Origin of the sequence: Aeromonas caviae (assembly GCF_000819785.1) — a bacterium.
Lineage (GTDB): Bacteria > Pseudomonadota > Gammaproteobacteria > Enterobacterales > Aeromonadaceae > Aeromonas > Aeromonas caviae.
On the sequence record NZ_CDBK01000056.1, the window covers coordinates 1 to 5,681 of the forward strand.

Below are 5,681 nucleotides of genomic sequence, written 5' to 3' on the forward strand. Positions count from 1 at the left end.
TCCAACCTGTCTGCTGCCAACGACAGCAACAAGCTGCGCATCACCGAAGCGGTCTGCAAAGGCGCGGTCGAGACCTCCGAGAAGCTGGACGCCCCGCTGATCGTGGTTGCCACCGAAGGCGGCAAGTCTGCCAAGGCCATCCGCAAGTACTTCCCGAAAGCCTGGATCCTGGCCATCACCACCAACAAGAAGACCGCTGCCCAGCTGGTGCTGACCAAGGGTGTGGTTGCTCACGTGGTTGACTCCATCGCCTCCACCGACGACTTCTATCGCATCGGCAAAGAAGCCGCGCTGGAAATCGGCATGGGCGTGAAGGGTGACGTGGTCGTCATGGTCTCCGGTGCCCTGGTACCGAGCGGTACCACCAACACCGCCTCCGTTCACGTACTGTAATCAGTCCTGAACCGATGAAAGCGGCGCCTGCGGGCGCCGTTTTTTTTTATCTCTCCCCCTGCTGCCCCTCTTGCGCCGGTGCTAGAATCCACGCGGATTTTACCCTGGTGGAAAATCCCCCGAACATCGCATAATCACCCGGACGCTTTATGCTCTCAACACGCTTCAAAAGAGCCTCGGCCACCCTGCTGCCGCTGCTCTGTTTACTCATCACCTTCTGGACCCCGAGCACCCTGGCGCAGGATCTGCCCCAGCGCGCCACCGTGCAGCGGGCGCTCGACGCCCTCGGCAAATCGGACACCCCCACGGCCAGCCAGCAGGCGGACCAGAAGTTCCTGACTGACACCCTCTCCCTCCTCGACAGCATCGACAAGGAGAAGAGCAAGGCCAAAACCCAGAGCGAACGCCTGCGCACCCTGCCGGCAGAGCTCAAGGAGATCGGCGCCAAGCTCGACGCCCTGACCCAGGGCAAGAGCCCGGAGCAGCTCAAGAGCGAATACGCCACCATGAGCCTGGCGGAGCTCGATGCCCGCCAACCCGAGATCATGGCCAACATGCAGGCGGCCCAGGAGGCCCTTGGCACCATCGGCAGCCAGATCACCAACCTGCAGACCCTGCCGGAGCGGGCCCAGGCCAGCATGAGCCGCGCCTATCAGCGCAGCCAGGAGATCCGCACCCGCCTCAACGCCGGGGACGGGGTGAGCAGCGCCGAGAAGATGAAGCTGGGCGCCGAACTGGCCCTGCTGGATCTGCAACTGGCCAACCTGCAAAAGGAGCTGGACAACCGCACCAGCATGCAGGATCTGGTGGTCAAGCAACGGGACTACCAGAGTGCCCGTCTCGCCAGTGAAGAGCAGAAACTGCAGGCATTGCAGGAGCAGAGCAGCGCCAAGCGCCTGGGGGACACCGAGAAGACCGCCGAAGAGACCGGCGAGCTGGTGGCCGCCGAAGACAACCCCCTGGTGCAAAAAGAGCAGGAGCTCAACTACCAGCTCAGCCAGCAACTCATCAGCTCCACCAACAGCCTCAACACCCTGGCCCAGAAGAACCTGCAGGCGAAGAGCATGCTGGAGCGCGGCACCCAGACCGAGCGCAACCTCAACGAACAGGTACAGATGCTCAAGGGCAACCTGCTGCTCTCGCGCATCCTCTATCAGCTCTACCAGCAACTGGAAGCGGCCCCCTCCACCCTGGTGAAGAACCTGGAGGAGCAGATCGCCGACCTGCACCTGGCCCAGTTCGAACTGAGCCAGCAGCGTGACCAGCTGTTCCAGAAGAACCAGTATCTGGACAACCTCATCGCCAGCAGCGGCGAGACGGTGAGCGACGAAGACAGGGCCAGCCTTGCCAAGCTCATCGACACCCGCATCGGCCTGCTGGATCAGCTCAACCGCCAGATGGATGCCCAGCTCACCAACGCCATCAGCCTGCAACTGACCCAGCAGCAGCTGACCCGGGTCTATGCCTCCATCGAGTTCACCCTGCAACAGCACATCTTCTGGGTGAGCAGCAACAAGCCCATCGACGCCAAGTGGTTCATCACCTGGCCGGCCCAGGCCTTCAAGCAGGCCTCCGACTGGGTGCTGAAACCGGACTGGAGCGGTTGGGGCGACATGCTGCTGGCAGTCTCCCTGCTGGCACTGCCCCTGCTGCTGGTGGGGGGCCTGCTGCTGTGGAAGCGCGGCACCCTGCTCGAGCGCCAGAAGAAGATCGTCAAGGATCTGGGACGTTTTCGTCAGGACAGCCAGTGGCACACCCCCCGTGCCCTGCTGTTCACCGTGCTGCAACGCCTGCCGGGTACCCTCTTCATCCTGGCCGCCGGCCTGCTGCTCGCCTATTGCGGCCTGCTGAGCCCGAAACTCATCTTCCAGATCACCCTGAACCTGGCCCTCGGCTACCTGGTGTTCAGCGTCTACCTGTCGGTGATGCGACCGGGGGGCATCGGCGAGACCCACTTCCGCATGCCGCGGGACGAGCTGCAGGCCAAGCGCAACAGCATGCGCTACCTCTGGCTGCCCCTGCTGCCCCTCATCATGCTGTCGACCAAGGCGGTGGTGGAACCCTCCTCCCTTGGCAACGACGTCATCGGCCAGGGCATGACCATGCTGCTGCTGGGGCTGACCGCCTACCTGGTGCTGCCCATCTCCCGTGCCCGCATCAAGGGCGAGGCGAGCATGTTGCAGACCCTGACCGCCGTCTCCCTGGCGCTGGCGCCGGTGGCCCTGATGGTGCTGGCAGCCCTTGGCTACTACTACACGGCTCTGAAACTCACCGGCAGGCTCATCGAGTCCTTCTACCTCATCATCATCTGGGGTCTGGTCTATCGCACCGCCCTGCGTGGTCTTGAGCTGGCGGCCCGTCGTCTGGCCTATCGCCGCGCGGTCGCCAAGCGGGAACACAAGACCCAGGAGGATGCGGAAGGGGGCGAAGCCATCGAAGAGCAGCCCATGGATCTGGAAGAGGTCAGCCAGCAGTCCCTGCGTCTGACCCGCATCATGCTGCTGCTGGTGTTCGGCGTCGCCTTCTACTGGCTCTGGTCTGATCTGGTGGCGGTCTTCACCTACCTCGACAGCGTGGTGCTGTGGCACAAGAGCGAGGGGACCGGGGCCAACGCCGTGCTCTATCCCATCAGCCTGAGCGACGTGCTGACCGGCCTCTTCGTGTTTGGTGCGGCTCTGTCGCTGGCCCGCAACCTGCCGGGCCTGCTGGAGGTGCTGGTGCTCTCCAAGCTGCGCCTTGCCCAGGGCACAGCCTATGCCTTCACCACCATGCTCAACTACGCCCTGATCGGGGTGGGCAGCCTGACGGCGCTGGCCATGCTCGGGGTCCAGTGGGAGAAGCTGCAGTGGCTGGCCGCCGGTCTCTCGGTCGGTATCGGTTTCGGCATGCAGCAGATCGTCTCCAACTTCATCTCAGGCATCATCATCCTGTTCGAGCGCCCGGTGCGGATCGGCGACACCGTCACCATCGGCACCATCTCGGGCACGGTCAACAAGATCAGGATCCGCTCCACCACCCTCACCGACTTCGACCGCAAGGAGGTGATCATCCCGAACCAGCAGCTGATGATAGAGCGGCTCATCAACTGGTCCCTGTCCGACACCGTCACCCGGGTCATCGCCCGGGTCGGGGTGGCCTATGGCTCGGATCTGGATCTGACCCGCAAGCTGTTGATGCAGGCCGCCATGGAGAACAGCCGGGTGCTGAAAGACCCGGCCCCCATCGTCTACTTCCTCACCTTCGGGCCCAGCACCCTGGATCACGAGCTGCGCTTCTTCGTGAGCGAGCTGGGGGATCGCAACCCGGCCATCGACGAGCTGAACCGCCGCATCGACGTGCTGTTCCGCGAGCATGGCATCGAGATCGCGTTCAACCAGATGGACGTCTACATCAAGAACATGCAGGGAGACGAACAGAAGGTGGAATCCCGCCCGGCGCTGCCGCCGGCAGGGAACCAGCCCGTCTGATCCCGCCCGCTTCACAGGCCCCGTCACGGGGCCTGTTTTTTTCTGCCCGCCCCCCGCCTTGGAAAGCGCAGATCGCCCCCAATATAGGGAAGACAACGGACTGTCTGCACGAGGAACCCAATGGACTCGCTCTACGCCGTGGTGCTCTTTGCCATCTCGGCATCGGTCACCCCCGGCCCCAACAACATCATGGTGATGAGCGCCGGCGCCAGCGTCGGGATACGCAAGAGCCTGCCCCTGCTCATGGGGATCTGCGTCGGCTTCACCCTGATGCTGTTGCTGGTGGGGCTGGGCTTTGGCCAGCTCTTTACCCGCGTCCCCGAACTCCACATGTTCATCAAGTGCGCGGGCACCCTCTATCTGCTCTATCTTGCCTGGCTCATCGCCCGCCCGACGGACGGGATGGCTGACAGCAACGGGGCCCGCCCGTTCGGCTTTTTCAAGGGAGCCCTGTTCCAGTGGGTCAATGCCAAGGCCTGGGTGGTCGCCACCGGCGCCATCGCCGCCTTCACCAGCACGGGGAGCGACCCCTTTGAGCAGCACCTCGTCATCGCCCTGACCTTCTTCATCGTCTCTTTCCCCTGCGTCGGACTCTGGCTCCTGTGCGGTTCCCTGCTCAAGCGCTGGCTGGCAAACGATCTTGCCCGTCGCCGCTTCAACCAGGTGATGGCAGCCCTGCTGGTACTGTCAGTGGTGCCCGTCATTCGCGAGATCCTGATCCCCGCCTGAGACGCCGGGACTCCCCTTTCCCTTGACCCGACGGACGGCCGTCGCAAAGGAGATGCAATGCAACAAGTGGTCTATGTGGCCAACCCGGTGAGCGGGTTGATCCATGTGTTTCGCCTCGAAGCAGGCACCCTCGCCCCGCTGCAGGAAGTGCAGACCGGCGGCGAGGTGCAGCCCCTGGCCATCAGCCCGGACCGGCGCTGGCTCCATGCGGGGGTGCGCCCCGATTTTCGGGTGCTGAGCTTCCCCATCGCCGCCGATGGGCGGCTCGGGGCCCCGACCTCGGCGCCACTGCTCGGCAGCGCCTCCCACACCTGCACGGACGGCAGCGGCCGCCTCTTCTTTGCCGCCTCCTACGCCTTCAACCACGTCACCGTCTCCCGCCAGGATCAGGCGGGCCGGATGCAGCCCCCTCACCAGCGTCTCGACCACCTGATGGCGGCCCACTCGGTCACCTGGCTCCCGGGGCAAAACGGGGAGCAGGAGCTGCTGGTGGCCTGCCTGAAAGAGGACAGGGTGCGCCGCTTTGCCCTGGTGGACGAGAGGCTGGTTCCCCATCCCTTGGGGGACATTCACACCGCCCCCGGCGCCGGGCCCCGCCATCTGGCACAGCACCCGGACAACGGCGATCTCTATTGCCTCAACGAACTCGATGCCACCCTCAATCGCTACCACAGGGAGGCGGACGGACAGATAGTGGCGCGCGAGAGCCTGGACATGCTGCCCCCTGGCTATGAGGGGGATCGCTGGGGCGCCGACCTGCACCTGACCCCGGATGGACGTTTTCTCTATACCAGCGAACGGGCCAGCAGCCTGCTCACCCTGTTCGGCGTCTCCCCCCAGGATGGCGCCCTCACCCCCCTCGGCCACTTCCCGACCGAGGCCTGTCCCCGGGGCTTTGCCATCGACCACAGCGGCCACTGGCTCATCGCGACCGGGCAGCAATCCCACGAGGTGGCGCTGCATGCCATCGACCCCGAAAGCGGCCAGCTCACCCCGGGCCCACGGAGCGAGGTGGGCAAGGGGGCCATGTGGGTGAGGGTGCTCGCCCTCCCGTGAGATGGCGAAAAACGGGCATAAAAAAAGGCTATGTCC

General features: G+C 64.5%; 4 protein-coding genes. All 4 read left to right on the forward strand.

What is annotated here, in order from left to right; all coding sequences use genetic code 11:
* Positions 1 to 393 (forward strand): pyruvate kinase alpha/beta domain-containing protein (locus tag BN1120_RS09410; RefSeq protein ID WP_042015818.1); only part of this gene is annotated, 393 nt, incomplete at its 5' end.
* A 149-nt stretch (positions 394 to 542) separates the two neighbouring features.
* On the forward strand, positions 543 to 3,860 hold the full coding sequence (gene mscK, locus BN1120_RS09415; protein ID WP_042015820.1) for a mechanosensitive channel MscK: 3,318 nt from the start codon (positions 543 to 545) through the stop codon (positions 3,858 to 3,860).
* 120 nt (positions 3,861 to 3,980) lie between these two features.
* Positions 3,981 to 4,589, forward strand: a complete 609-nt coding sequence (locus tag BN1120_RS09420; RefSeq protein ID WP_042015823.1) for a LysE family translocator — start codon at positions 3,981 to 3,983, stop codon at positions 4,587 to 4,589.
* A 57-nt stretch (positions 4,590 to 4,646) separates the two neighbouring features.
* Positions 4,647 to 5,645: a 6-phosphogluconolactonase gene (pgl, locus tag BN1120_RS09425; RefSeq protein WP_042015825.1), complete on the forward strand. Its 999-nt coding sequence runs from the start codon at positions 4,647 to 4,649 to the stop codon at positions 5,643 to 5,645.
* The last annotated feature ends 36 nt before the right edge of the window (positions 5,646 to 5,681 follow it).